Source organism: Psychrobacter sp. W2-37-MNA-CIBAN-0211 (assembly GCF_040309405.1).
In the GTDB taxonomy this organism is placed as follows: Bacteria; Pseudomonadota; Gammaproteobacteria; order Pseudomonadales; family Moraxellaceae; genus Psychrobacter; species Psychrobacter glaciei.
In genome coordinates this window covers 1-252 of sequence record NZ_JBEOOU010000418.1, presented here as the reverse complement: position 1 = coordinate 252, position 252 = coordinate 1, and the positions used below count along the sequence as shown (strand labels likewise).

1 protein-coding gene is annotated in these 252 nt (G+C 65.9%); it reads right to left on the bottom strand.

The window, feature by feature from the left end:
* On the bottom strand, window positions 1–252 hold a 252-nt coding region (locus AAEY72_RS15710), incomplete at both ends, for an AMP-binding enzyme (RefSeq protein WP_352311558.1).

The window sequence follows — 252 nt, the reverse complement described above, 5'->3', positions numbered from 1 at the left end:
CCGGCAACGCCTTGCGGTCGAGCTTGCCGTTGGGGCTCAGCGGCAGCGCCTGAAGGTGCATAAAGCTCGTCGGCAGCATGAATTCCGGCAGGTGTTGCAGCAGATGGGCGCGCAGGTTTTCGACCTCGCTCGGCACGCCGGTGTAATAGGCGATCAGGCGCTGCTCGCGGGCAATCACGGCGGCTTCCTGCACCGCTGGATGCTCGCTCAGGCGCGCCTGGATTTCCCCCAGTTCGATGCGCAGGCCACGGA